Genomic DNA, 24,408 nt, shown 5'->3' with positions numbered 1-24,408 from the left:
AAGCCCTTCTCCTGATTGACTCCGTCTCGAAATGAGAACCAGAACATAACAGGAACATTATCGACCTCGGAAAGGAGGCCGTCATGCATGTCCGGCCTGTCGCCGAGCTGGCAGCCTTGCGCGCCCGCATTGAAAGCCTGGAAACGTCCGGTCGCCCCCGCGCCGGCGTCCTGCCCTTCGGCGTCCCCGTCGTCGACGCCGCTCTGCCCCAGGGCGGGCTCGCCCTCGGCGCCCTGCACGAGGTGGCCGGCGGCGGCGACGGGGCGGTGGACGGCGCGATCGCCGCCCTCTTCGCGGCCGGCATAGCCGCCCGCCTGCCCGGCCAGGTGCTCTGGTGCCTGACCCGCCCGGATCTCTTCGCCCCCGCCCTGCAGCAGGTCGGGCTCGGGCCGGAGCGCGTCCTCTATCTTGAGGCCGGCGACGAGAAGAGCCTGATGGCCTGTTTTGAGGAGGGCCTGCGCTACGGCGGTCTGGGCGCCGTTGTGGCGGAGACCGCCCGTCTCTCCATGACCGCCTCACGCCGCCTCCAGCTCGCCGCCGAAGGCTCGGGGGTCACCGCCATCGCGATACGGCGCTGGCGGCGCGCGAGCGAGGCCGCCGACTTCGGTCAACCGACGGCGGCGGTCACCCGGTGGCGGGTGACCGCCCAGCCCTCCTCGCCCCTCCCCGCGCCCGGCGTCGGCCGCCCGCGTTGGTTCGTCGAACTGCTTCGCTGTCGCTCCGGCGACTGCGCCGATTTCTCTCTGGAAGCCTGTGATGAAAAGGGTCGTCTCGCTCTACCTGCCGAACTGGCCGATCGATCGGCTGCGCCGGCGGCTAGGGTCCGCCGCGCCGCCGCCTGAGACGCCGACCGTCCTCGTCGGACGGGATCGCCGCCGACGCATCCTCACCGCCTGCAATCCTGCAGCCCGCGCCCTAGGGTTGCGCCCCGGCATGGCCGCGGTCCAGGCCCATGCTCTCGTCCCTGGCCTCGAGCCCTTTGACGCCGCTCCCGCCGAAGACGCCGCCGCGCTTGAGCGGCTCGCCCTCTGGGCGCTGCGCCGCTACGCCCCGGTCTGCGCGGCTGATGCGCCCGATGGCCTCGCCATCGACGTCACGGGCGCCGCCCATCTTCGCGGCGGAGAGGAGGGTCTCCTGGCCGACCTGGAAGCGCGTCTGGCGGAGGCCGGCGTCCGCGCCCGGGCCGTCGTCGCCCCCACCTATGGCGCCGCCCATGCCGCAGCGCGCCATGGCGGACCCGCTATCATCGCCGAGGGCGAGATCGGCCCAAACCTGGCCGACCTGCCCCTCGCCGCCCTGAGGCTTTCGCCGGACCTCATCCAATCCCTGGGCCGCATGGGTTTCGAGACCATCCTGGATCTGGAACGGCAGCCCCGCGCGCCCCTGACGCTCCGCTTCGGCCCCGAGGCCGGCAAGCGCCTGGACCAGGCCTTTGGCCGGTCCTTCGAACCCATCATTCCCGTCATCGAGGCGGAGCAGATCCGGGTGGAGCAGGTCTTCGCCGAACCCATAGGCGCAGCCGAAACCCTGGCGCGCTACGTCGGCCTTCTGACAGACGCGCTTTGCACCCAGCTGGAAGGACAGGGCCTGGGCGCACGACGCCTCGACTGGCTCTGTCATCGTGTCGATCATCGCATCGAGGCCGTCCGGGTCGGCACGGCCCGGCCCGTGCGGGACCGTCGTCGACTGACCCGACTGTTGCAGGACAAGATCGAGACCGTCTCGCCCGGATTCGGCATAGAGCGGATGACGCTGACGGCCTCCATCGCCGAACCGCTGGACTGGCGGCCGAGCCCCTCCAGCCTGACGAACGAGGCGGCGCCCGACATCTCCAGCCTGGTTGATCTGCTCGCCAATCGCATCGGCGCCCGCAGCCTTTACCGCATGGCGCCCGCGCAAAGCGACGTCCCGGAACGATCGGTCCGCAAGACCTCCCCGCTCGCCGCTTCCGCCCCCGCCCCCCTCCCGGGCGCCTGGGTTCCGGACTGGCCGCGGCCCGTGCGTCTCTTTCCCTCGCCCGAGCCAGTCCAGACCATGGCGCTCCTGCCGGACAATCCCCCGACCCATTTTACCTGGCGGGGCGTGCGGCGACGCATTCGGCGGGCAGACGGTCCGGAGCGTATCTACGGCGAGTGGGGCCGGCGCGACGCGGAGATGTGGGCCGTCCGGGATTATTTCCAGGTCGAGGACGAGGCCGGTGAACGCTTCTGGCTGTTCCGGGCCGGAGATGGCCTGGACGCCCGGACCGGTTCCCAGGCCTGGTTCATCCACGGGCGGTTCGGATGAGGTACGCCGAGCTCCAATGCGCCTCCCACTTCTCTTTTCTGAGGGGCGCCAGCGCCTGCGAGGAGCTGTTCGCCGAGGCGGCCGCCTGCGGTCTCGAAGCCCTGGCGGTCACTGATCGCAACAGCCTGGCCGGAATCGTCCGCGCTCATGAAGCGGCCAAGGCCACGGGGGTGCGCCTGATCGTCGGCTGCAGTCTCGAGCTGACGGACGGCGCCGTGGTCCTCGTCTATCCGACCGATCGGCCCGCCTATTCGCGCCTGACGCGCCTGCTGTCCCTGGGAAAGCGAAGAGGCGGCAAGGGCCGTTGTCTGCTGGACTGGGAGGACCTCGCCGGCCATGCCGAAGGCCTGGTGGCCGTGCTGGTCCCTGACCGCCCGGACGCCGCCGCCCGCCGTCGGCTTCAGCAGTTGAAGGCGGTCTTCGGCCCCAACGCCCATGTCGCCCTCACCCTTCGCCGACGCCCGCGCGACCAGATGCGTCTTCATGAGCTGGCATGCATGGCGGCTGACGCCGGCGTCGCGACCGTGGTCGTCAACGACGTCCTCTACCACCATCCCGACCGCCGCATTCTGCAGGACGTCCTCACCTGTATCCGCGAAGGCTGCACCATCGACAGCGTCGGCTTCCGGCGCGAGCGATCGGCCGACCGGCATCTGAAGCAGGCCGTCGAGATGCACCGCCTGTTCAGGGCCTGGCCGGAGGCTTTGGCGCGAACCCTTGAGATCGCCGACCGGTGCCGCTTTTCGCTCGACGAGTTGGCCTACCAGTACCCCGAAGAGGCCAGCCTCCCCGGGATGACGCCCCAGCAGGCCCTTGAGCACCTCACCTGGGAAGGCGCGAAGACCCGTTATCCGGAAGGCCTGCCCGACAAGGTCCGAAAGAGCCTGGAGCATGAACTCCGCCTGATCGAGACGATGGCCTACGCCCCCTATTTCCTGACGGTCCACGCCATCGTTCGCTTCGCCCGCAGCCAGGACATTCTTTGCCAGGGCCGGGGCTCGGCCGCCAATTCAGCGGTCTGCTATGTGCTGGGCGTCACCTCGATCGACCCGGAACGCAATGACCTCCTGTTCGAGCGCTTCATCAGCCAGGAGCGCAAGGAGCCTCCGGACATCGATGTCGATTTCGAGCATGAGCGCCGCGAGATCGTCATCCAGTGGATATTCGAGACCTATGGACGTCGCCACGCGGCCCTGTGCTCGACGGTCATCCGCTACCGGTCCCGCGGCGCCCTGCGCGACGTGGGCAAGGCCCTGGGACTGTCGGAAGACATCATCAAGGGCCTGTCCTCCCAGATCTGGAGCTATTCCAGCGAGGGCGTCGAGGCCCGGCACGTCGAGGGGCTCAACCTCAACCTCGGCGATCGCCGCCTGAGGCTGGCGCTTGACCTTGCGCGCCAGTTGATCGGTTTCCCGCGCCACCTGAGCCAGCACCCCGGCGGTTTCGTCCTCACCCGCGACCGCCTGGACGACCTGGTCCCCATCGAGCCGGCGGCGATGAAGGATCGCCAGGTCATCGAATGGGACAAGGACGACATCGACGCCCTGAAGTTCATGAAGGTCGATGTCCTGGCCCTCGGCATGCTGAGCTGCATGAAGCGCGGCTTCGACCTGCTGGCCGAACACAAGGGCGTGGCCCTCGACCTGGCGACCATTCCGGCGGAGGATCCCATGACCTACGCCATGATCCGCAAGGCCGACACCCTGGGCGTCTTCCAGATCGAGAGCCGCGCCCAGATGGCCATGCTGCCGCGGATCAAGCCGCGCACCTTCTATGATCTGGTCATCCAGGTGGCCATCGTCCGGCCCGGCCCCATCCAGGGCGACATGGTTCACCCCTATCTGCGTCGCCGCGAAGGCCGCGAGCCGGTCGACTATCCCCGCCCTGAACTGGAGAAGGTGCTGGGCAAGACCCTCGGCGTCCCCCTCTTCCAGGAGCAGGCCATGCGGGTCGCGATTGAATGCGCGGGCTTCACCGCCTCTGAAGCCGACCAGCTGCGCCGGGCCATGGCCACCTTCAAGTTCACGGGCGGGGTCAGCCACTTCAAGGACAAGCTGGTCGGGGGCATGGTCGAGCGCGGCTATACCGCGGAGTTCGCGGAAAAGACCTTCAGCCAGCTCGAGGGTTTCGGCTCCTACGGCTTTCCCGAAAGCCACGCCGCCTCCTTCGCCCTGATCGCCTATGCCTCGTCCTGGCTCAAACGCCATCATCCGGACGTCTTCTGCGCCGCCCTCCTGAACGCCCAGCCCATGGGCTTCTACGCCCCGGCCCAGATCGTCCGGGACGCCCGGGAACACGGCGTCGAGATCCGCCCCGCCTGCGTCAACGCCAGCCGTTGGGACTGCACCCTCGAAAGGGCCCGTGACGGGGACTTCGCCGTGCGCCTGGGCCTGAGGATGGTGCGAGGCCTCGCCAATGCAGACGCGGCCCGCATCATGGCGGCGAGGTCGGACGGTCCCTTCACCTCCGTGGACGATCTCTGGCGCCGCGCGGCCGCGCCCGCCGCCAGCCTGGTCCGCCTGGCCGAGGCCGACGCCTTCAGCCCGTCGTTGCGGCTCGAAAGGCGCGAGGCCCTCTGGGCCATCAAGGCCCTTAGGGAGGCCCCCTTGCCCCTTTTCGCGGCCGCCGACGCCCGTGACGGATCGGTCCAGGCCGAGGTCCCGGAAGCCCTGCCCGACCTGAGACCGATGACGCCCGGCCGGGAGGTGGTGGAAGACTATGGCCATCTGGGCCTGACGCTGCGTGATCATCCCCTGAGCTTCATTCGGGGCGATCTTCTGCGCAGACACGTGATGACCTGCGCCGACGGCACGGCCATGCGCGATCGCCGCCTTACACGGATCGCGGGCCTGGTCCTGGTGCGGCAGAAGCCCGGCAGCGCCAAGGGGGTGATGTTCATCACCATCGAGGACGAGACCGGGGTCGCCAATCTCGTCATCTGGCCCAGCCTCTACGAGGCCCAGCGCCGTGTCGTCCTCTCCTCAAGCCTGCTGGTCGTCGACGGCAAGGTCCAGCGCGAGGGCGAGGTCGTCCACATCGTCGCGACGAAGCTCCATGACGGCTCAGGCCTGCTGGCCTCCATAGGCGAGAGGGATCAGACCTTCCGTCTTCCTCACGGCCGCGGCGACGAAGCCCACATGGGCAGCGGCCTCGATTCCCGCTCCGCGCCCCCGCGGGGGGTTCAGGTCCGCGACATCTATATTCCAGACCTCTCTCCGGAGACGATCAAAGTCCGATCCCGGGATTTCTGCTGATCGAACAGGCATGCGGCGCACAAGACACAATGCGCAAAAGTCGCCCGTGGGCAGGAACATCCCGCGCCTCACGGCCCTTTTCGAGGCGACAGGGATCATCGACCGCCCCCTACCGTTCACGAGTATCCGACGCATGCCCCGTAACATTGCCACCCCGGCCACCCTGCGCGCCCTTCAACAGGAGGCGGAAAGGATGGCCCGGCTCTCGCCCTTCACCGCCGACCGCGAGCGCTTCTACAGGATCGCGCAGCGCTACCGTGAGCAGGCCGAAAAGCAGGACTAGAAGGCAACCCGTCTCAGGGCCCGTCTCAAGGCCCCTCTCAGGGCGCGCCCTTGATCCCCGCCTGGTTCAGACCACGGCGAGCGCGCTTCAGGTTTCTTCCCTGACGCCCTGGTCGAGATGGGATCAGGTTTCGCGGTCTGACGCGCTGGCTGCAGCACCGGGCTCCGCCTCATTCAGCGGCGATTTTTGGGACTGGCGCCGGCTACGCCTGATGGCCACCACCGCGATGGCGGTGAACAGAACGCCGAGGGCGACCAGAACATAATTCATCTCTCGCCTCCAAGACGCCAGCCTCTTCCCAACCGCTTGAAGGCGCGGCTGGCGAGGGAAAGCCCGACCGCCACAGGGACGGCGAAGACCATGACAAGAAGAAACGCGGCTGCCGTGTTCATGAAGAACAAGCGCCGCGCGGCGCCGCCCAGTTCCCCTCGCGCGTCCGACATACCCGGAGCAACCGACAGCCGGTGCAGCCGTTGATCGGGGAACCTTCACCGTGACGAGCAAAACATGACTGCAACCCACTGCCTGCCCGCCGCCGCCCTGGCTCTCGCGCTCGCCGCCTCCCCCGCAGCCGCGCAGACCCCTGTCGATGCGCCGTCCCAGCAGCAGGAACGGATCGGAGCCATTCTTGGCGCGCTTTTCGGCGACCGGCTGGGCGTCACGACGTCCATTGAATCCCAATGGGCGGCCGGACGCACCCCGCTCCTGACCCAGCGCGCCCAGTTCACCGCTCGCATCGATTCAGACGTCCGTTCCGGTGCGATCAGCCAAATGACCGGAACCCGACTCAAGAGCGACTACGCGGCGCTTGTGGATCTCGAGACCCGCTACGGAGCGGATCGCCGTTTCACAGCAGAAGAACGTTCGGACCTCGCCAGCCGCTACAGCGCGCTCACTCGCGTTCTCTCCGACGGCCGGTACGCCGACGCCTCATCGGACACCGCCTCCGTCGCCGGCGGCAAGGCGGATTTTGATCGCCGCGTTGACGCCGCCGTCTCATCGCGCCGCCTGAGCCGTACGGAAGGGACACGTCTCAAGACGGACTACAACGCCCTGATCCAGGTCGAAGCCGGTTATCTGCGCGATGGCCAGATCACCGCTCGCGAGCGCGAAGATCTTGATACCCGTCTTGACGCCCTGGACGCCCGCGTCGGCGACGTCGGCTACGGCGGCGCCGTTCAGACGCCGCGAAATCGTCTTGACGCTGTCCTTAGGGCCCTTTCCTCCGCGGGCCTTTCCGCCGCGGCCCAGACCCAGTTGCGTGTCGAACAGGAAGACCTCAGCCGTCTCGCCGCCGCCTATGAACGCCTGACCCCGTCAACGGACGAGCGCGCCTATCTGGAGCGCCGCGTCAGCGAGCTGGAGACGCGAGCAAAAGTGCGACGCTGAACACGGTCAGACCACGCCCTCGGACGGCATGAGCTGAAACGCTCCTTCCGCTCCGGCAGGCAACACGCCGCCTGAGGCGGCGGACCTTCCGTCAGTTCACCGGTTCGATCAGTCCGGGGACTGCAAGGCGCGCTCCGCCCTATGGAAAAGGCTGGCTGACGCCAGCCACGTCAGCGCAAACATGATACTGAGCACGATAACCGGCCGTGGCCAGTTTTCCGCACCCTCTCCCCAGCCGCGCATCACGGCGACGGCGCCGATCAGCACCTGAAGCACGGCGGCGCAGATCATGACCCGCGCCAGGCCCTCCGCGCGAAAACGCGTTGCGACCGCGCCGATGAAGACGGCGGCGATGACGGCCAGATAGACCAGGTTCGCCGGATTATCCTCAGACCCGATGATCCCCACCGCCCCGTTGATCCAGACCAGCAGCACGGAGGCGAGGACGGCAAGACCCGCCCCGATGCGATAGGACCAGTCGCTCGACGCCCGCACCGCAAGCTCGGCGACGACGCCCGCACCGATCAGGATGACGCCTGCGAAGACAAAGTCTGACGTCGTCCATTGCACCTCGGCAGTGAACCGCATGGCGACGGCGGGCGTGACAAGGAGGGCGGCGACCAGGGCCCAGCCAAGCAGGCGCAGCCTCTGGGTCATACGGTCATTTCGAGTCGGTTTGATGGTCCTGGTCATTGCCTTGGTTCCAGCCTTGAGTGAGGCTGGAACCCTGGGGACGTCGCCTGTGAGAGTCCTGAGCTCGAGATGAGGAAATCCTGAAATCGTGGCGGACGCCTACTATTTCGATCGCTTCATGCTGGATCCGGACAACCGCCGCCTCACCGAGGACGGGCGGACTGTCGAACTGTCGGGAAGGTATCTGGACGCCCTCGTCCTGCTGGTCGGCGAAGAGGGCCGGCTCGTCACCAAGGGGCGCATTCTGGAAGAGGTCTGGAAAGGCGCGCCGGTGACCGAGGAGGCGTTGACTCAGTGCGTCCGATCTCTTCGCAAGGCCCTGGGCGACGAGGCTGCTCGGCCCCGGTTCATTGAGACCGCCCCCCGGCATGGCTATCGCTTCGTGGCGGCGGTGTCGCGAGGCCATGCGGCCGCATCGGTCGCCCCCGAAACCGGATTGTCTCACCCGGGGGAAGCCATACCGACGGCCGAACGGACGCGACGGACGGCCGTGGAGAGATTTGCTGGTCAGGGTCGCGCCGGCCTGATCGGCGGCGGAGCAGCGGGTCTGGCGGGGGGTCTTGCCTACGGGTTCGTCGGCGTGGCGGATGGCGCCGGTGCGGCGGCTTCCGGATTACTGGTGCTCGCCGCTCTCACCGCTGCTGTCGGCATGATCGGCGGCGCAGGCGTCGGACTGGGCGTGGGCGCCGCGGCCTTCACCTCGCGATGGCGGGGGTCGTGGTCTGTCGTCGGCGGCGCCTGCGGAGGCCTGGCCGTGGGCGCCGTGGTCCGACTGGCGGGACTGGACGCCTTCGCCCTCCTCTTCGGCTCAGCTCCCGGAGCAATGACCGGCGCAGGCGAAGGCATGCTGCTCGGCGCATCAATCGGGGCGGGCGTCTGGGTCGCACAGGCACGGCGCCGACGGGTCGCGGTCCTGGCCGGCGCCGTCCTGACCGGTTCAGCCGGAGTGATCAGCGCCCTTCTGGGCGGTCGCCTCATGGGAGGAAGTCTTGCGGCCCTGGCGGCGCAGTTCCCGGGAGCGCGGCTCCGGATGGATCACCTGGGTCCTCTTTTCGGCGAAACGGGGTTTGGGCCGACCAGTCAGGTCGTTACAGCCGGGCTTGAAGGCGCGCTCTTCGGCGCGGCCATGGTGCTGGCGCTGACACTGGAGCGGCGCCGTTACGCCGAACGCGGCGCGGGGCCGACCATCTAGTTTCGATCTCCATTGTCCTCGCGGCACAGCCCGCTCCGCTTTGCATTGGAGCACCTCCGTGACGCGGCGAAACTTCGGGCTAGCGGCGGCGAGGCCCCGTCTGACCGACACCCTGGCGAGCACCATCACGATCGCGCCTCCCGTCGGGCTTCAAACCCGTGGCGCCCTTTGCCGTCTCAGGCGTTGGTCAGCTTCACCGGAGGCGAACCGATCGACCGACCTGGCCCAAAATCATTCCTTCAGTCCGTCCGTGCCGGCGGGACCTCCGCATGGCGTCTGGTGAAAGACAGGGCGGATAGCCTCAGGACCTATGTGGTCGCCGAAGACCCTGCCTGGCTGGCGCTCCGTCAGCCCGGCAAGCCGGAGGTCATCGCGGCGGGGATCACCCTGGCCGTGGCGCTTGGCTGTCTGTTGTTCCTGGTTCTGTTCGACTGGAACTGGGTTCGCGGCCCGATCGGTCGCGCGGCGTCCGCCTCGACGGGTCGCGAGGTCCTGTTGAACGGCGACCTCGATGTCAGGCTGTTCAGCTGGACCCCGTCGGCCAGCGTGCGCCGGCTCAGCGTCAGCGGCCCTGCCTGGGCGCGCGGCCAGAATACCGCCGAGGTCGAGCAGCTGGATGTCGCGGTTCGGTTGCGGCGCCTGTTCCTGGGCCAGATTGAAGTGACCTCCCTGACCGTGACGCGCCCGGTCGTCCATCTGATCGTTGATGATCAAGGACGCCGCAGCTGGGACCTGAATCCTGACCGACCCGACGACGGTCAGGGGGCCAGGCTGCCCGTCATCCAGAGTTTGGTGATCAACGAAGGTCGGCTGACGCTGGATGAGCAGCGCCGGGGCATGAAGCTTGACGCCATGATCACGGCGCGCGAGGCGCGCTCCCCTGAGGACGGCGAAAGCGGCTTCCTCCTCGACGGCAAAGGGACGATGAACGGCGCGCCGCTGACCCTTCGCGTCACGGGCGGCCCCTTCATCAATATTCGCCGCGACCGACCCTATGGCTTCACCGCCGATCTCGCGGGGGCTGGCTCCAGGCTCCAGGCCAAGGGCGCCATTACCCGCCCGTTCGACCTGGGACGGTTCAACGCCGTGCTTGAGTTGGAGGGGCAGGACCTGGCCGACATCTATCTTCTCACCGGGATCACCACGCCGAACACGCCCCCTTACAAGCTGAGCGGTAACCTGAGCCGAAACGGCTCCCTCTTCCGCTTCGCCGATTTCGGCGGTCGGGTCGGGTCGTCCGATCTGTCGGGTAGGCTGGAGGTGAACAAGGTGGGCGAACGTCGCCGCGTCGACGCCGACCTGACCTCACGCTCGCTGGACATTGATGACCTCGCGGCAGTCCTGGGCGCCCGTCCGCGGGTCACCAGCGGCGGCACTGTCGCGACCTCCGGCAAGCCCGGCAAACTCTTGCCAGACGCCCCGCTGCGGACAGAACGGCTTCGCACCATGGACGGCGCCCTGACCTATCGCGCCGGTTCGGTGAAGACCAACGCCTTCGACATCCGGCAGGTGAGCCTCGGCGCCGACCTCAAGGACGGCATACTGACGCTCAATCCCGTCTCCTTCGCCTTCAATCGTGGAGAACTGAACGGGACGGCGCGGATCGACGCCAACCGGTCCACCCCCTACAGCGCGATCGATTTCCGTCTGAGCGGCTATCCGCTCGAGTCGATCATTCCCGGGCGGGACGGCGCGCCAACCGTGACCGGCCGCGCCCTGGGTCGGGCGAAGCTGGAAGGCCCCGGCGCCTCCATCCATGAGCTGGCGGCCAATTCCAAGGGGACCATAAGCCTGGTCGTTCCCCAGGGACGCATGCGGTCTGCCTTCGCTGAACTGCTGGGCATCAATGTCGGCGCGGGCGTGCGCAAGCTGCTGTCGGGGGATCAGTCGACTTCCGACATCCGCTGCGCCGTGGCGGAGTTCACGGTCGTCGGCGGCGTCGCCACCTCCCGCACCTTCGTGATCGACACGGATGTCGTCCTGGCCCAGGGCACAGGGACCATCGACTTGGGGGCAGAGACGCTGAACCTCAGGCTCGACGGCGAAACCAAGAAGCCGCGGCTTCTGCGGGTCTGGGCGCCCATCACGGTCCGTGGCCCCCTCGCCTCCCCGCGCCTTGGCGTGGACGCCTCAGCGGTGGCGACGCAGGGCGGCCTGGTCGGCGCCTTGGCGACCCTGGTCAACCCCGTTGCGGCGCTGCTGGGCTTCATCGATCCTGGCCTGGCGGAAGACGCCGACTGCGGCGCCTTGATCGCCAGCGCCCGTTGAACTGATGGCCCCGCCGGCTCTCGCGCCAGAAACGGAACCCAGCCCCGCGCGATTTGTTCGCACGGCGCAACAGCTCGAAATGGTCTCCTGGCGGTGACTGAAGAAATGATCTCTGGACGCGATATCGTCATCATCGGCGCCGGGCCCGCAGGCCTGACAGCAGCCCTCTACCTGGCGAGATACCGTCGGGCCCCGCTCGTGCTGCACGACGGGTCCAGCCGCGCGCTCCGGATTCCCCTCACGCACAATGCTCCAGGATTTCCCGATGGTGTTCGGGGACCCGACCTGATCGCGCGCATGACGCGCCATGCTGTCCAGTATGGCGCGGTCGTGGAAGAGGCGAAGGTGACTACAGTCGAAGCGATATCCGGCGGGTTTCGCCTGAATCTTGAGGACGGCTCGACCCGAGAGAGCCGGGCCGTCATTCTAGCTACGGGGATAGATCTCAACCAGGTCGATCTGCCGGACGCGGTTCATGAGGCGGCGATCCGAGCGGGGGTGCTTCGCTATTGCCCCGTCTGCGACGGATATGAGCACTTGGACAAAAGGATCGGCGTGATCGGTTGCGACACCAACGGCGCCAGCGAGGCCCTCTTCCTGCGACAATACTCGAACGACATCACCCTGATGCCGCTCAGCCATTCCGAACTCGCCCCTGCCCAGGTCCAGGAGTTGGCCGCCGCCGAAATCAAGGTGGAAACGGGCGCCCTGATCGCTGTGGCGCCCGGACCAGATCACATCGGCGTCCTGCTCGAGGATCGCGCGCGTCTGGAGTTCGACGTCATCTATCCCGCGCTGGGGTGTCGGCCACGTTCAGGCCTGGCGCAGCAACTCGGGATCGACCTTACCGAGGCTGGTTGCGTGACGGCCGCTTGCGTCGCCGACAGCGGGGTTCCCGGCGTCTTCGCCGCCGGAGACGTCGTGGAAGGCTTGGACCAGATCAGCGTCGCCATGGGCCACGGCGCCGTGGCGGCGACCAAGGCCCACAACTGGCTGCGTGAACAGGACCAGGACACGCTCCAGAACAAGGATTAGAGCCGCCAGCTTCTCAACGGCCGCGCCGGACTCGGCGGCGGCGCATGCCGCCATCGAGTTCCTCTGCGCCCTCCTGAACTCAGAGGAACGGCGGCCCAGCCGCCACGTTGCGGCCCCATGAGCGAACTTGTTGCGAACTTCGTCGGGTCGGCTACGTCCATTGCTCCATCACCAGCTTTGCGCCTAGCGACAACGCGAGCCCGCTCGCTTATGAGACTGCGATCACACGCGAGGACGACGCAGGCGCAGCGCCAGCCAATGCATCGGCGATACGGTTCAGAAAGACGAGCCGCCGCTCCGCAGCGTCTTCGAGATTGGCGCCCTTCAACATGACGCGGCCTGAGAATTCGGGCGCGAGTTCTCGCAATCGTTCCACCAGAGCTTTGAGATGGCCTGGAGTCTTGCGATCATCCATGATGACGGCGTGAGCGCGAGCGTCGGACAGCCTCTTTTCGACATCACCCTGTACGTTCTGGCCGAGTTCGGAGCGGCCAGCCATCTGCACAAAGTCATGGGCGTAAAGTCGAACGTAGGCGTCTTCTATCATGTTGTACCTTAAGGAAGCGGCCGAACGGCTTGCCGCAAAGGTCAAAGCCCGTGTCAAGGAAAGTCACCTTCCGGGCGTCGGCCTGAGATAGATGGTGATCATAAGGGCGCGGCGCTACCGTCCCCCAGATTATGGAGCCAGGTTCGATCCTTCGACCGTTAGATTCAGGGGTCGCACGCTTGATCGCTGATCCAAAAAAACGCCCCCCACCATCTAGGGTGAGGGGCAAGCGCATAGGTTCGCCACGAGAAGGAAGAGTTGATCAAGCTGGCCCTTTGCACCCCCAGTCTTCGACCGGCCAGGAGCAGCTGGCCTGCAGAGAAGACCAGGACGCGATCCTGCCTCCGCCCCCTGGAAGGAGGGCGGACAACCCAGGACCGCATCAAGCCAGCCCCGCTTCTCTCCTCGCCATCTTCAGGTCTTCGACGAGGGTCGCATGGGCGCGGCGACGGGCTTCAGGATCGGGCACACGCAAGACAAAGGCGGGATGGAGCGTCAGCAGGACGCGCCCGCCATCCGGCGTTTCAACCAGCGCGCCCCGCTCCGCCATGATGGAGGGCTTTCGCCCCAGGACCGCCAGCCCCGCCGTCGCACCCATGGCGAGGATCAGCCGCGGTTGGACGAGCCTTCGCTCCTGTTCCAGCCACCAACGGCAGGCCTGGACCTCGCCCGCGTGGGGCGTCCTGTGCAGGCGGCGCTTGCCGCGCGGCTCATGCTTGAAGTGCTTGACCGCATTGGTCAGGTAGACCTCTGCGCGCTGGACGCCCGCTTCGGCGAGCGCGGCGTCGAGAACCTGCCCTGCCGGCCCGAGGAAGGGCTGTCCCGCCAGGTCTTCATGATCGCCCGGCTGCTCGCCCACAATCATCAGACGCGCCTCGCGCGGTCCCTGTCCGCAGACGCCCTGGGTCGCATCCCGCCAAAGGGGGCAGCGACGGCAGTTCTGCACGCCTCGCTCCAGGTCCGCCGGTTCCAAAGCGACAAGCTCATCGGTCGACGTCCGATCTACGGTCGGCGGGCGCAGGCGCTGAAACTTCTCATTGGGAAGAGAGGAAGGTTCGGAGACCATGACCTCGGTGCGGATCGCCGCAGAGGCCACCAGTTCGGGGATCAGAGACGCCTCGGGGAGGTTCTTCCAATACCGCTTCGGCATCTCCGACTGCATCATGCGCGTACGCAGACGCGCCGGATTGAAGGTCGAGGCGTAGTAGGTGAGCCAGAAATCCTCGACCTCGTCGTCTTGCGGCCCCTCCTCCTGTCGTCCCGGCGGGCCAAAGGCGAGCCCGTCCCCATCCCAGTGAGCGGTCCCGTCCGGGGTAAGAATGCTCCATCGCATCGTGCTGTAGCGTCGCGCGAAGAAGGGGGCGGTTTTCTCCAGAACGCGATGGGCCGGCTCGAACCAGGCGACCCAGCGGTCGCCTTGCGCATCCCTTGTCTCGCGAAACCGGACGAAGGCCTTCATCTTGTGGCTGGCGCGGCGCACGTTCTTCACCCGCTCGGCCGCGGCGGCGACATCAGGGTCGGAGACCACCCGCATCAGATCGGGCTCGTCCCGCAGCCGCCACAGCAAACGGTACATCAGGTCGAACCGGTCCGGCGCGCGATGCAGGATCAGGTCGCCTGCCGTTTCCATGAAGGCCCGAGGGACGACGAAGGCGTCGTCCACGGCGACCGCGCCCGGCCCCTCATCAGCGTCGAAAAGCCCGCCCTGGACCGATCCGGCCGTGACAAAGCGCGCGCTGGCGGGTTCAACCCCGGCAAGGCGCAGCCGGCGCGCAGCCGCCTTCCATCCAGCGAAGTCCGTCTCGTTCGCCAGGCTGATGGTGCGCATCAGAACAGGCTCAACTGTTCCGGCGCGCGCCGGGGGGCCAGCCGGGCGCGAAGGTCGGCGGCGTCCGTCAATCCTCCGGGCGTCCAGTCCAGGGCGACGATCCAGGGGCGCACCTTGTCTATGGAACGCGTCAGGCGCGCCACGTCCTCCAGGCGCAGGGTGCGGTAGCGCCGCACCGACAGGATGCGATCCACCGCCTTCACCCCCAGCCCCGGCACGCGCAACAGGTCTTCGCGTGGGGCCAGATTGACGTCGGTCGGGAAGACGTCGCGCCGCTTCAGCGCCCAGGCCAGCTTGGGATCGACCCCCAGATCCAGCATGCCGTCCGACGCCCCCTCCCCGATCTCGGGCGCGGTGAAGCCGTAGAAGCGCATTAGCCAGTCGGCCTGATAGAGGCGATGCTCGCGCATGAGCGGGGGTTTCGACAGCGGCAGGATGCTGGAACTGTCGGGAATGGGACTGAAGGCCGAATAATAGACCCGGCGCAGGCCGTAGCCGCCATAGAGAGAGGCGCTGCGGTCCAGGATTTCCGTGTCCGGCGCCCCGTCCGCCCCGACGATCAACTGGGTCGACTGGCCCGCCGGCGCGAAGGCCGGCGGACGGACCCGGTCCCTCTTCTCGGGCCTGGCCGCGTCCAGCCTCAGCCGCACCTGTCCCATGGTCTTGCGGATCAGGCGGGCATCCTTTTCAGGCGCCAGTCGCCCAAGCGCCTCGTCGCGCGGCAGCTCGATATTGGCCGACAGACGGTCGGCGTAACGCCCCGCCAGCGCCACCAGCCTTTCGTCCGCCTCGGGGATCAGCTTGAGGTGGATATAGCCCCGGAAATCATGGTCCTCGCGCAGACGGCGCGCGACCTCGACCAGCTGCTCCATCGTATAGTCGCCCGAGCGGACGACGCCGGATGAGAGGAACAGCCCCTCGATATAGTTGCGCTTGTAGAAGGCCAGCGTCAGGTCGACGACCTCGTCGACCGTGAACCGCGCCCGTTCGACGTTCGAAGACGACCGATTGATGCAGTAGACGCAGTCGTAGATGCAGAAGTTGGTCAGCAGTATCTTCAGCAGGCTGACGCAGCGCCCGTCCGGCGTATAGGCGTGGCAGATCCCCATGCCCTCGGTCGAACCCACCCCCTTGCCGTCGAGGGAGTTGCGTTTGGGGGCGCCGGACGACGCGCACGAGGCGTCATACTTGGCCGCATCGGACAGGATGGAGAGCTTTCGTCGAAGTTCGATACGCGCCATTTGTTCATGATACGTTCCAATCTCGACAAGGTACAGCGTGGCCGTAAACCCTGGGTCAGAAGGCCAGCGGCGCCGTCTGCCACAGGACGCCGATCCCGGCGACCAGAGCCCCCGTCAGGCCCACGCGACGCTCCCACGCCTCAGCGCGGGAGCCCTCGCGCCTTCCCCTGTCGAGCCAGACCGCCAGGGCGATGACGCAGAGCAGACAGCCCACGCTGAAGGCCAGTCCTGTCCAGCGCGCGCTCCCGACCTCGCTGGACGACCAGACGTCGGCGGCGCTGGAAATCAGATAGACCCCGACGAAGTGCAGGGCCCATATCAGCAGGCCGCCGGTCATCCTCAACCAGCGCCTCATGCCCCGCCGCCCGGGAAGAGGCGGACCAGGAGGATGACGCCCATCGCCTGGGCTGCGGTGAAGGCCAGGAAAAGGCTGATCAGGTCCACCGTCGAAGGGCGTTCAGCCGCCAGACGGCCGAACAAGCGCCTCAGCATGACATAGAGGCCCATCAAGCCGCCGATAGCCGCGAAGGTCCCGGCCCAACTGAGCAGGGCGTAGACCGAAGCGCCCTGGCTGGAAGCCTCCGGCCGCAGGCCGCTCGCCCACCACGCCCTGCCCTCCAGGAACATCGCGGCGATCGCCGCCACGCAGGCCAGCACCAGCAGGCCGGCCGCCGCCGAAACCGACCCGGCGCGCGCCATTCGCACGGCCCGCGGCGCCGCGACGGCGCAAAGCCCGGCCACGACCAGCAGGCCGACGGACGCCATGAGCGAACTGATCGCCGGCGGGGCCTGCCACAGGTCCGGCCGTCGGCTCCACAGGAAGACATAGGAGAAGCCGGCCAGCAGGCAGACCATGCCGCCGACGATCAGGACGATCACCATGGCCCACCAGCCGTGGCTGGACGGACCTGACACATAGTTGGGCACGCGGATCGACGCCCCGATGTCGGTCGTCTTGCGAGCATGCGGCGCGTCCAGGAACCAGCACCAGCGCATGATGCAGTAGATGGCCAGAACCCCGCTGACGACGGCGGCGGCATAGGCCTGGATGGTCAGGATCAGGAAGAAGCCCGCCGTGAAGACCGCCCCGAAAACATGCCAGGCCGATGGCCTCGGGATCCGCAGCACATACTGCGGCTCGGCGTTCAGCGGGCTGGTGACCAGGGTCTGGCGCTCGCCCCGGGCCGCGCCCGGCAGGAAGTAGCGGCCCGCCGCCACGTCCTTGGCCAGCCCCTTCTGCTCCCACAGAGGATAGAGGCTCTTCACCACCGGGATTGAGCGCACGGAATAGAAGCCGCTGGGAAGCCATTCCAGACCGGGACCGCCGTGGATATTGCCGGCCTCACGCGAGCCAAAGGGTCGGTAGTTGCGGGCCATGTCGACGACCCACAGCAGCACCGCCAGCCCGAACATGAAGGCCCCGAGCGTGGAGACGAGGTTGGGCAGGTCCCAGCCGCGGTCCGGCAGATAGGTGTAGACCCGCCGCGGCATGCCCATCAGGCCCGTCAGGTGCATGGGCATGAAGGTGATGTTGTGCCCGGCGAACATCAGCCAGAAGATCCAACGCCCCCACCGCTCGCTCAGCGGCCGGGCGCTGGACATGGGCAGCCAGTAGTAGATGGCCGCGAACAGGGGGAAGACCATCCCGCCGATCAGGACATAATGCAGGTGGGCGACGATGAAGTAGCTGTCGTGGGCCTGCCAGTCGAAGGGGACCATGGCCACCATGACGCCGGACAGTCCCCCCATGACGAAGATCACCAGCCCGCCCGTGGCGAAAAGACCCGGGGTGGAGAAGCGCATCCTCCCCGCCGCCATGGTGGCGATCCAGGCGAAGACCTGGATGCCCGCCGGCACGCTGACGGCCATGGAGGCGGCGCTGAAGTAATTGATCGAGATCTGCGGCATGCCCGTGGTGAACATGTGGTGGGCCCAGACGCCGAAGCTGATGAAGCCCGTCGCCAGCATGGCCATGACCGCCAGGGGGTGTCCAACCAGCGGCGTGCGCGCCATGGCCGGGATGATGGTCGACATGGCCCCCGCCGCCGGCAGGAAGATGATGTAGACCTCCGGGTGGCCGAAGAACCAGAACAGGTGCTGCCACAGCATGGGGTCGCCGCCCTTGAGTGGATCGAAGAAGGGCCAGCCCAGCGCCCTTTCCAGCTCCAGCAGCAGGGTGGCCAGGATGATGGAGGGGAAGGCGATGATGATCATGCAGGCGAAGATCAGCATGGCCCAGGCGAAGATCGGCAGCCTGTCCAGGGTCATGCCGGGCGCGCGCGTCTTCAGCACCCCGACGATGATCTCTATGGCCCCGGCGATGGCCGAGATCTCGATAAAGCCGATGCCCAGCAGCCAGAAGTCGGCGTTGATCCCGGGCGAGTAGGTGGTGCTGGTCAGGGGCGGATACATGAACCAGCCGCCGTCCGGGGCCAGGCCGAAGAAGAGGGAACAGAAGAAGGCCAGCCCCCCGATCAGATAGGCCCAGAAGGCATAGGCCCCCAGCCGCGGAAACGGCAGGTCGCGCGCGCCGAGCATCTGCGGCAGCAAGAGGACGCCCAGGGCCTCGACCGCCGGCACGGCGAACAGAAACATCATCACCGTGCCGTGCATGGTGAAGATCTGGTTGTAGGTCTCCTGGGCCAGGAAGCCGGTCATCGGCAGGGCCAGCTGGGTCCGCATCAGCAGGGCCAGCACCCCCGCCAGCACGAAGAAGAGCATGGCCGCGCCGACGTAATAGACGCCGATGATGTTGTTGTTGGTCGCCGTGATCCATTCCCAGGGCGAACGCGGTCCGCACCAGGCCTGCTCCAGCTGCTCCAGCTCGCCCTCGGGTCTGGGCTCCGTGGTCGGAAAGCGGTCGAATTTTGCGACGTCGAAGCCTGTTTCCGACGTCATTTCAGACTTTCCAGGTAGGCGGCGACCTCACGCAGTTCCTGCCCGCTCAGGACGGGATAGGCGGGCATGCGATTGCCGGGCTTGATGCCCTGGCTGTCGGCGATCCAGCCCGCCATCGTCCCCTGGTTATTGGGCAGGATGCCGGCCCCCAGGGTCTGGCGCGATCCGACATGGGTCAGGTCGGGCCCCGCGAGACCATTGGCCTCCGTGCCCCTGATGGTGTGACAGGCGCCGCAGCCGGAGGCCGAGAAGACCGCCGCGCCGGGCAGGGTCGACGCCGTCGCCGGGGCGGCCTGCCTGAGACGCCACGCCGCAAAATCCGCCGGCGAATGGGCCACCACCACAAGGCCCATCAGAGCATGGGGACCGCCGCAGTATTCCGCGCACTGGCCGGCGTAGACGCCCGGCTCGTCGGCCTGCAGGCGCATGAAGTTGCGCCGCCCGGGGATCATGTCGGTCTTGCCGCCCAGGCGCGGGATCCAGACGCTGTGGATCACATCCGCGCTCTCCAGCTCCAGCACCACCGGGCGGCCGGCGAGAATATGGACCTCATTGGCGTCCTGAACGATCTCGCGTCCCTGATCATCGAGATAGGCCACCCGCCACCACCACATCTCGCCGGTGACGCGCACCCGCATTTCCCCCGGTCGCGGCGCGTCGGCCACCCGGGCGGTGACGCTCAGCCCGTAGACCAGCAGGCCGCTCAGCACGACGACGGGAAGGGCCAGTCCGCCGATCCAGACCAGCGTCTCGCCCGCAACGCGACGCTTCCAGCGACGAGGGCCGAACAGGGCGACGCCCAGGGCGATAAGCACCAGGGTCAGCACCACGGCCCCCATGACGAACAGGACCCAGGCCACCGTCGTCACGGGCCCGGCGAAGGGGCCGGCCGGATCCAGCACCGGGGGCGGCCAGCCGCTCAGCATGGCGGGCGTCTCACTCGTCATCGAGCGTATAGAGATAGGCCGCCACGTCGCGGGCTTCGGCGTCGGTCAAGGGCATGGGCGGCATTCCCGTGTCGGGCAGCAGGGCCGGCGCATCCCGCACGAAGGCCGTCATCACCGCCGGCTGGTTGGGCAGACGTCCCGCGATCATCGGTCGCGCCCCCACGCCCGCCAGATCGCCCCCCGTTCGACCCTTCGGCCAGCGCACGCCGGGGATGGCGTGGCAGGCGGCGCAGCCATGACGTTCGATCAGCGCCAGCCCCTGCCCGTCGTCGGCCTGGGCCAGGGCGCGCGGCGCATTCGCCTTGTCGGCGCAGGCCGTCGCGGCGGCGCACAGCCCCCCCGCCAGCAGCAAGGCCCCTATGGTCCGCATCGTCCATACATGATCGCATCCCGCCCCTTTCCAGCTTCACCAGAACCCAATCCGTCGCAGCCTCAGGGGTTCCCGCCTGGAACCGGGGCCATAAGGCGGTGTTGGGAAGGGGTGCGCGCCCTCCCTTCCTTCGCTCTTATCGCTCTCGTCCTGGCCGGCCCCGGTCTGGTCGCGTGCGACGCCGCGCCGGGCGAGACCGACCGCGCCTTCTCGGCCACCGGACAGGTCATCGCTATGGGCGGCGGCGCGGGCGGCGCGACGAACGCCTGTTTCACCTGTCATGGACTGCAGGGTCAGGGCGACGGCGTCTCCACGCCCCGTCTGGCCGGACTGGACGCCGGCTATCTGCAAAAACAGATGGAGGACTACGCCAGCGGCCTGCGGCCCGACGACCTCATGACCCGCATAGCCAGGGATCTGGACGCCGACAGCCGACGCGCCGTCGCCGGCTTCTACGCCGGTCTGCCCACTTCGCCGCCAGGGAGCGCCTCCCTTTCCGTCGCCGCGTCCCCGACGATCTGGCGGACAGGCGACCTCTCGCGCGGGATCACGGCCTGCGCATCCTGTCACGGCCCCAGCGGCCAGGGCGCCGGCGAAGGCCAGCCAGCCGTCGCGGGCCAGCCAACCGCCTATACGCTGGAGCAGATCGACCGCTGGAAGTCGGGCAAGCGCCGCAACGATCCTCGCGGCGTCATGGCCGCCGCTGTCCAGAGGCTGACGGACGCAGAAGCGCGCGCCATAGCCCGGTGGCTGTCCGACCAACCCGTTTCTCCAGGGCCCGCCAGCGCCGCTGCCACCGCGTCCGTTTCGGCCGCAGCTGCGGCGCGACCGGCAGCATCGCGTGAAACACGTCGTCCCGATCGATCAGATGGTGCTTGAGGGCGGCCCCGGCGTGTATCGGGATCATCAGCAACAAGGCCGCCACCATGGCCCAGTGCATCCATTCCGCGACGGCTTCTATCGCCCATAGCCGGGTGTTCGAGACATCCTGCATCGGCAGCAAGGGCCATGGGACAAGGCCCGCCGCCGCCAGCTGCGTGTCGCGCGCTGTGGCCGAGACCATGGCCCATCCTGACAGCGGCAGGCCGAACAGGCAGATGTAGAAGACATAGTGGGTCACCTGCGCCGCTACGCTCTCCCAGCCCGGCTTGTCGGCGTCATTGATCAGATTGGGCGCGACCAGCCGCCAGGACAGCCGACCGATGACCAGCAGCAGCATCAGCAGGCCGATGGCGAAATGCACCTCATAGGCCGCCGCCTTGGCGCCGCCGACGGGCAACCGCCCCATCCACCAGCCCCACCCGAGCTGGAAGACGACCAGGCCCGCCATGGTCCAGTGGAAGAGGATGGCGACCGGCGAATAGCGACCTTCGTCATGATGGCCGGCCGCCCACTCCAGCGCCTGCGCGACGAGCCGGTCGATCATGCCGGACGCGCCGCCTCCCTGCCGTCAAACAGGCCGGCGACCCGCCACAGGGCGACCAGAAGATAGGCCGCCGCCGCCGGCGCCCACATGATCAGGCCCGCCCCCTGCTGGTCTTCCAGCGGCGTCATGCCCCAGGCCAGGGTCGAAGCGAAATGCGGCGCGTAGAGCGGCTCCCCCGCAAAGACGATCAAGGCTCCCAGCAAGCCCATCAGCAGCATGGCCGCCAATAGCCCCATGACAGCGGCGGGAGCGTTGGAGGCCCGCACCGCCGCCCAGAACCAGACGGCGCTGCCGAGGACCGTCACCTGCATGAGCCAGTAGACGGCGTCGCTCGACAGCGCCGCGGCATAGAGATCGGGCGCGTGCCAGGCCCAGAAGACCATGGCCTGAACCGCCGTCGCCAGCCCCAGGCGGGGCGTCTTCAGGCGGGGAAGGCTCAAAGCCAGCAAGGGCGCCGCAGCGAGCAGGAGCAGGAGGTGGTGCAGGGTGCGCGCCGCGAACAGGGCTGAACTCAGGGCGCAGAGGGGCGAGATGAAGACGACGACCAAGACGCCCGCCGCCCCCAGCAGGGCGCGCGCCCCGGAACGGTTCTTTATCGCCCCAAACACGCCCCACGCGACGAGAAGTCCCAGACCCGTGAGAAGTACGGGATCGCCGTTCCAACGTCCCAGAACATCCGCAGGGTCGGGCGCGGGTCCGCAGTAGGGCGTCCAGGGCGTGATCGTCATGGTCGGCTAACGACCCAGGACGGCGACGGTTCAAACATGCCGGCGATCCTGGCCTTGTCAGCGCGAGGGCGCGACCCGCCAGACCGTGTTGGACAGGTCGTCGGCGACCAGAAGAATCCTCTTGGACGGATCAAAGGCCACGCCGACAGGGCGGCCGCGCGCCTCGCCGCCCTTGAGGAAGCCGGTGACGAAATCAACGGGCCGACCGACCGGGCGACCGCCGCTGAACGAAACCCAGGCGACCTTGTAGCCGGAGGGGTCCTGGCGGTTCCAACTGCCGTGCATGCCGATGAAGGCGCCGTCGGCGTATTGGCCGCCAAAGCCCCCGCTTCGCGCGAAATCCAGACCGAGCGCGGCGACATGAGACCCCAGGGCGTAGTCCGGCTTGACGGCCTTGGCGACCATGTCCGCCTTCTGCGGCCTCACGCGCGGATCGAGGTTCTGACCCCAGTAGCTGTAGGGCCAGCCATAGAAGGCGCCGTCGCGCACCTGTGTCAGATAGTCGGGCACCAGCTGCGGGCCCAGTTCGTCGCGCTCATTGACCACCGACCAGACAAGACCGGTCGTGGGCTCGATCGCCAGGGCGGTCGGGTTGCGGATGCCGGTGGCGATGGTGCGACGCGCCCCGGTTGCGCGGTCGATTTCCCAGACCACCGCCCGCTCCTCCTCCACAGCCAGCCCCCTTTCCCCGATATTGGAGTTGGAGCCGATGCCGACATAGAACCTGGTCCCGTCCGCACTGACAGTCAGGGACTTGGTCCAGTGATGGTTGATGCGGGACGGCAGGGCCGTCACGCGCTCGCCCGGCGTCGCGATGCCGGTCTGCCCCGGCTGGAAGGCGAAACGGGTCAGCGCGCCCTGTTCGGCGACGTAGAGGTAGCCGTCCACATAGGCCAGACCATAGGGCGCATCCAGATTCTCGACCAGGACAGAGCGCAGTTCGGGGACACCGTCATTGTCGGCGTCACGCAGCAGGGTGATGCGGTCGCCCCCTTTGATCTTGGTGTTGCCCTGCTTCTTGATGAAGCCGGCGATCACGTCCTTGGGGCGCAGGCGCGGCGCATGACCGCCGCGCCCCTCGGCGACCAGGACATCTCCGTTCGGCAGGACCAGCATCTGACGCGGGATCTTCAGATCGGTCGCGAAGGCGCTGACGGTGAAGCCCTGGGGCACGGTCGGCGTCTCGCCGTTCCAGCCGGCGGGCGGGCTGATCTTCATGGCCGGCACCAGGGTCTCGTTGATCCTGGGCAGGTCGGGGGCGGCGCCGGTCTGGTTCAGCTTCGGATCGCTGGAGTTTCCGCAGGAGGCCAAGGCGAGCGAGATGGCGATCGTTGCGACGCCGGCGGCCAGGAGGGTCTTTTTCATCAGAGGGTCTCCCGCGCGGAATAGGCGATCCAGCCGGCGACGAGGACCAGCAGGGTGCAAAGAATGGACAGGGTCAGGCCAAAGGCGCCGACCGAGCTCCAGGCGTCCTGACTGTGCTTGAAGGCGTTCAACAGCCCCAGCACCCAGGCCAGGGCGAGCGCGGCCAGATGGATCAGGGCCCGGCGCGATCCACGGCGACGAGCGCCAAGAACGAAATCGGCGATGGAGAAGACGCCGGCGATCCCGCCGAACACCAGGGCCCCGGTGATCAGCCAGGCCGAGAAGTTCGTCCACTGGATCTCGGCGGTCTTCAGATAGGCGATGTCCGTAAACAGGGCGAAGGTGAACAGGCCGATCGGAAACGCCAGCAGCAGACGATGCAGAGGTCGACCCCATCCGCGCGATAGTCCATGGATGCTCATGCCACCCTCTCCCTAATGCCTAGCTTAGGCTAACTGCCTGGCCGTGAGATGGTTCACACGTCTTCCATCCGTGCAGCGTCGTTTCGATCGGACGGCCGCGCCCTACCGACGCTACGCCAGGCTGAGGCTCCCTTGCAGCGACAGGGGAAGCCAGTTCGCCGCGGGGCCCTGATCGACCTGTTCAACTCCGTTCCCAACGGGGCGCGGCGGAACCCAAGCCTTCGTGGCTCCGTTCC

General features: G+C 67.7%; 21 protein-coding genes and 1 pseudogene. 9 read left to right on the top strand and 13 right to left on the bottom strand.

Features of this window, described 5'->3' with window-relative positions; genetic code table 11:
• Positions 1-83 precede the first annotated feature (83 nt).
• The 4 genes from ACR9FL_RS08425 to ACR9FL_RS08410 all read left to right on the top strand — a co-directional run bounded on the left by ACR9FL_RS08425 (position 84) and on the right by ACR9FL_RS08410 (position 5,823).
• A complete protein-coding gene (locus tag ACR9FL_RS08425) occupies positions 84-842 on the top strand; it encodes an ImuA family protein (RefSeq protein ID WP_296172017.1) in 759 nt (252 codons plus the stop codon).
• Positions 757-2,286 (top strand): Y-family DNA polymerase, encoded by a 1,530-nt coding sequence (locus ACR9FL_RS08420; protein ID WP_296172018.1) that lies wholly within the window; start codon positions 757-759, stop codon positions 2,284-2,286. The genes ACR9FL_RS08425 and ACR9FL_RS08420 overlap by 86 nt, the downstream gene beginning before the upstream one ends.
• Complete coding sequence (locus ACR9FL_RS08415) at positions 2,283-5,540, top strand: error-prone DNA polymerase (protein WP_296172019.1); 3,258 nt, start codon at positions 2,283-2,285, stop codon at positions 5,538-5,540. The genes ACR9FL_RS08420 and ACR9FL_RS08415 overlap by 4 nt, the downstream gene beginning before the upstream one ends.
• Positions 5,541-5,673: 133 nt before the next feature.
• Entirely contained in the window at positions 5,674-5,823 is a 150-nt protein-coding gene (locus tag ACR9FL_RS08410; protein WP_207821782.1) for a hypothetical protein, read from the top strand.
• A 123-nt stretch (positions 5,824-5,946) separates the two neighbouring features.
• On the opposite strand, the gene ACR9FL_RS08405 is transcribed toward ACR9FL_RS08410, so the two are convergent.
• Positions 5,947-6,093, bottom strand: a complete 147-nt coding sequence (locus ACR9FL_RS08405) for a hypothetical protein (protein ID WP_207821783.1) — start codon at positions 6,091-6,093, stop codon at positions 5,947-5,949.
• Positions 6,094-6,330: 237 nt separating this feature from the next.
• On the opposite strand from ACR9FL_RS08405, the gene ACR9FL_RS08400 reads away from it, so the two are divergent.
• Entirely contained in the window at positions 6,331-7,212 is an 882-nt protein-coding gene (locus tag ACR9FL_RS08400) for a hypothetical protein (protein ID WP_296172022.1), read from the top strand.
• Between the two features lie 108 nt (positions 7,213-7,320).
• Here the strand turns inward: ACR9FL_RS08400 and ACR9FL_RS08395 are convergent, their stop codons facing one another.
• A complete protein-coding gene (locus ACR9FL_RS08395; protein WP_436357981.1) occupies positions 7,321-7,905 on the bottom strand; it encodes a hypothetical protein in 585 nt (194 codons plus the stop codon).
• Positions 7,906-7,993: 88 nt separating this feature from the next.
• Between ACR9FL_RS08395 and ACR9FL_RS08390 the strand changes: the two genes are divergently transcribed.
• The 3 genes from ACR9FL_RS08390 (at position 7,994) to ACR9FL_RS08380 (ending at position 12,400) form a co-directional block, all read left to right on the top strand.
• Entirely contained in the window at positions 7,994-9,097 is a 1,104-nt protein-coding gene (locus ACR9FL_RS08390; protein ID WP_314429784.1) for a winged helix-turn-helix domain-containing protein, read from the top strand.
• Between the two features lie 279 nt (positions 9,098-9,376).
• Positions 9,377-11,365, top strand: coding sequence for an AsmA family protein (locus ACR9FL_RS08385; protein ID WP_296172025.1), 1,989 nt, complete (start codon positions 9,377-9,379; stop codon positions 11,363-11,365).
• 105 nt (positions 11,366-11,470) lie between these two features.
• Positions 11,471-12,400, top strand: a complete 930-nt coding sequence (locus ACR9FL_RS08380) for an NAD(P)/FAD-dependent oxidoreductase (protein ID WP_296172027.1) — start codon at positions 11,471-11,473, stop codon at positions 12,398-12,400.
• Positions 12,401-12,608: 208 nt separating this feature from the next.
• On the opposite strand, the gene ACR9FL_RS08375 is transcribed toward ACR9FL_RS08380, so the two are convergent.
• The 7 genes from ACR9FL_RS08375 to ACR9FL_RS08345 all read right to left on the bottom strand — a co-directional run bounded on the left by ACR9FL_RS08375 (position 12,609) and on the right by ACR9FL_RS08345 (position 20,231).
• Positions 12,609-12,947 carry a hypothetical protein gene (locus tag ACR9FL_RS08375; RefSeq protein WP_296172028.1) on the bottom strand — a complete coding sequence of 113 codons (339 nt, stop codon included), beginning with the start codon at positions 12,945-12,947 and terminating at the stop codon, positions 12,609-12,611.
• Positions 12,948-13,329: 382 nt separating this feature from the next.
• Positions 13,330-14,775 carry a UdgX family uracil-DNA binding protein gene (locus ACR9FL_RS08370; RefSeq protein WP_296172029.1) on the bottom strand — a complete coding sequence of 482 codons (1,446 nt, stop codon included), beginning with the start codon at positions 14,773-14,775 and terminating at the stop codon, positions 13,330-13,332.
• Positions 14,775-16,016 carry a putative DNA modification/repair radical SAM protein gene (locus tag ACR9FL_RS08365; protein ID WP_296172030.1) on the bottom strand — a complete coding sequence of 414 codons (1,242 nt, stop codon included), beginning with the start codon at positions 16,014-16,016 and terminating at the stop codon, positions 14,775-14,777. Before ACR9FL_RS08365 ends, ACR9FL_RS08370 begins: the two co-directional genes overlap by 1 nt.
• 55 nt (positions 16,017-16,071) lie before the next feature.
• Positions 16,072-16,371, bottom strand: a complete 300-nt coding sequence (locus ACR9FL_RS08360; RefSeq protein WP_296172031.1) for a hypothetical protein — start codon at positions 16,369-16,371, stop codon at positions 16,072-16,074.
• On the bottom strand, positions 16,368-18,914 hold the full coding sequence (locus ACR9FL_RS08355) for a cbb3-type cytochrome c oxidase subunit I (protein ID WP_296172032.1): 2,547 nt from the start codon (positions 18,912-18,914) through the stop codon (positions 16,368-16,370). Before ACR9FL_RS08355 ends, ACR9FL_RS08360 begins: the two co-directional genes overlap by 4 nt.
• Positions 18,911-19,840, bottom strand: a complete 930-nt coding sequence (locus tag ACR9FL_RS08350; protein ID WP_296172033.1) for a cytochrome c oxidase subunit II — start codon at positions 19,838-19,840, stop codon at positions 18,911-18,913. The genes ACR9FL_RS08355 and ACR9FL_RS08350 overlap by 4 nt, the downstream gene beginning before the upstream one ends.
• 10 nt (positions 19,841-19,850) lie before the next feature.
• Positions 19,851-20,231 carry a c-type cytochrome gene (locus ACR9FL_RS08345; RefSeq protein WP_436357980.1) on the bottom strand — a complete coding sequence of 127 codons (381 nt, stop codon included), beginning with the start codon at positions 20,229-20,231 and terminating at the stop codon, positions 19,851-19,853.
• Between the two features lie 9 nt (positions 20,232-20,240).
• On the opposite strand from ACR9FL_RS08345, the pseudogene ACR9FL_RS08340 reads away from it, so the two are divergent.
• Positions 20,241-20,927 (top strand): annotated as a pseudogene (locus ACR9FL_RS08340) (c-type cytochrome); the annotation flags it as partial.
• Here ACR9FL_RS08340 and ACR9FL_RS08335 read toward each other — a convergent pair.
• The 4 genes from ACR9FL_RS08335 to ACR9FL_RS08320 are packed head-to-tail and all read right to left on the bottom strand — an operon-like array spanning position 20,923 to position 24,172.
• A complete protein-coding gene (locus ACR9FL_RS08335) occupies positions 20,923-21,657 on the bottom strand; it encodes a cytochrome b (RefSeq protein ID WP_296172035.1) in 735 nt (244 codons plus the stop codon). The pseudogene ACR9FL_RS08340 and the gene ACR9FL_RS08335 sit on opposite strands and share 5 nt — an antisense overlap.
• Positions 21,654-22,385, bottom strand: a complete 732-nt coding sequence (locus ACR9FL_RS08330) for a cytochrome c oxidase assembly protein (RefSeq protein WP_296172037.1) — start codon at positions 22,383-22,385, stop codon at positions 21,654-21,656. Before ACR9FL_RS08330 ends, ACR9FL_RS08335 begins: the two co-directional genes overlap by 4 nt.
• Before the next feature lie 57 nt (positions 22,386-22,442).
• Positions 22,443-23,750 carry a PQQ-dependent sugar dehydrogenase gene (locus ACR9FL_RS08325; RefSeq protein ID WP_296172039.1) on the bottom strand — a complete coding sequence of 436 codons (1,308 nt, stop codon included), beginning with the start codon at positions 23,748-23,750 and terminating at the stop codon, positions 22,443-22,445.
• Entirely contained in the window at positions 23,750-24,172 is a 423-nt protein-coding gene (locus ACR9FL_RS08320; protein ID WP_296172041.1) for a DUF2231 domain-containing protein, read from the bottom strand. Before ACR9FL_RS08320 ends, ACR9FL_RS08325 begins: the two co-directional genes overlap by 1 nt.
• Positions 24,173-24,408 lie beyond the last annotated feature (236 nt).

Origin of the sequence: Brevundimonas sp. CEF1, assembly GCF_051353055.1 — a bacterium.
Lineage (GTDB): Bacteria > Pseudomonadota > Alphaproteobacteria > Caulobacterales > Caulobacteraceae > Brevundimonas.
Note: the sequence above shows the minus strand (reverse complement) of the source record. Positions and strands in the feature narration are given on the sequence as shown.

What these genes read in the sequence shown, in the direction of transcription:
- ACR9FL_RS08425 (WP_296172017.1), top strand. Translation starts at nt 84, where the DNA reads ATGCATGTCCGGCCTGTCGCCGAGCTGGCAGCCTTGCGCGCCCGCATT.
- ACR9FL_RS08420 (WP_296172018.1), top strand. Translation starts at nt 757, where the DNA reads ATGAAAAGGGTCGTCTCGCTCTACCTGCCGAACTGGCCGATCGATCGG.
- ACR9FL_RS08415 (WP_296172019.1), top strand. Translation starts at nt 2,283, where the DNA reads ATGAGGTACGCCGAGCTCCAATGCGCCTCCCACTTCTCTTTTCTGAGG.
- ACR9FL_RS08410 (WP_207821782.1), top strand. Translation starts at nt 5,674, where the DNA reads ATGCCCCGTAACATTGCCACCCCGGCCACCCTGCGCGCCCTTCAACAG.
- ACR9FL_RS08405 (WP_207821783.1), bottom strand. Translation starts at nt 6,093, where the DNA reads ATGAATTATGTTCTGGTCGCCCTCGGCGTTCTGTTCACCGCCATCGCG.
- ACR9FL_RS08400 (WP_296172022.1), top strand. Translation starts at nt 6,331, where the DNA reads ATGACTGCAACCCACTGCCTGCCCGCCGCCGCCCTGGCTCTCGCGCTC.
- ACR9FL_RS08395 (WP_436357981.1), bottom strand. Translation starts at nt 7,905, where the DNA reads ATGACCAGGACCATCAAACCGACTCGAAATGACCGTATGACCCAGAGG.
- ACR9FL_RS08380 (WP_296172027.1), top strand. Translation starts at nt 11,471, where the DNA reads ATGATCTCTGGACGCGATATCGTCATCATCGGCGCCGGGCCCGCAGGC.
- ACR9FL_RS08375 (WP_296172028.1), bottom strand. Translation starts at nt 12,947, where the DNA reads ATGATAGAAGACGCCTACGTTCGACTTTACGCCCATGACTTTGTGCAG.
- ACR9FL_RS08370 (WP_296172029.1), bottom strand. Translation starts at nt 14,775, where the DNA reads ATGCGCACCATCAGCCTGGCGAACGAGACGGACTTCGCTGGATGGAAG.
- ACR9FL_RS08365 (WP_296172030.1), bottom strand. Translation starts at nt 16,016, where the DNA reads ATGGCGCGTATCGAACTTCGACGAAAGCTCTCCATCCTGTCCGATGCG.
- ACR9FL_RS08360 (WP_296172031.1), bottom strand. Translation starts at nt 16,371, where the DNA reads ATGAGGCGCTGGTTGAGGATGACCGGCGGCCTGCTGATATGGGCCCTG.
- ACR9FL_RS08355 (WP_296172032.1), bottom strand. Translation starts at nt 18,914, where the DNA reads ATGACGTCGGAAACAGGCTTCGACGTCGCAAAATTCGACCGCTTTCCG.
- ACR9FL_RS08350 (WP_296172033.1), bottom strand. Translation starts at nt 19,840, where the DNA reads ATGCTGAGCGGCTGGCCGCCCCCGGTGCTGGATCCGGCCGGCCCCTTC.
- ACR9FL_RS08345 (WP_436357980.1), bottom strand. Translation starts at nt 20,231, where the DNA reads ATGCGGACCATAGGGGCCTTGCTGCTGGCGGGGGGGCTGTGCGCCGCC.
- ACR9FL_RS08335 (WP_296172035.1), bottom strand. Translation starts at nt 21,657, where the DNA reads ATGATCGACCGGCTCGTCGCGCAGGCGCTGGAGTGGGCGGCCGGCCAT.
- ACR9FL_RS08330 (WP_296172037.1), bottom strand. Translation starts at nt 22,385, where the DNA reads ATGACGATCACGCCCTGGACGCCCTACTGCGGACCCGCGCCCGACCCT.
- ACR9FL_RS08325 (WP_296172039.1), bottom strand. Translation starts at nt 23,750, where the DNA reads ATGAAAAAGACCCTCCTGGCCGCCGGCGTCGCAACGATCGCCATCTCG.
- ACR9FL_RS08320 (WP_296172041.1), bottom strand. Translation starts at nt 24,172, where the DNA reads ATGAGCATCCATGGACTATCGCGCGGATGGGGTCGACCTCTGCATCGT.